The sequence below is a fragment of the Staphylococcus sp. AC872 genome, assembly GCF_979255425.1.
In genome coordinates this window covers 1-227 of sequence record NZ_CEEDKW010000104.1, presented here as the reverse complement: position 1 = coordinate 227, position 227 = coordinate 1, and the positions used below count along the sequence as shown (strand labels likewise).

Here is a 227-nt window from a genome sequence, read left to right as displayed (position 1 = left end):
TCTGCAAGTACTAGTAGTAAATTAAGTGATAGCGCAAGTGCTTCAACAAGTGCCAGTGATTCTACTTCTTCTAGTACATCTGCAAGTGATAGTGCATCGACTTCTAGCAGTACAAGTGCGTCATTAAGTGGTTCTCAAAGCGCAAGCACGTCTGCAAGTACTAGTAGTAAATTAAGTGATAGCGCAAGTGCTTCAACAAGTGCCAGTGATTCTACTTCTTCTAGTAC

General features: G+C 41.4%; 1 protein-coding gene. It reads left to right on the top strand.

Going from position 1 to position 227, the window contains the following annotated elements; translation table 11 throughout:
• Window positions 1-227: hypothetical protein (locus ACZ267_RS13095; RefSeq protein ID WP_340081877.1), on the top strand; the 227-nt coding region annotated here is incomplete at both ends.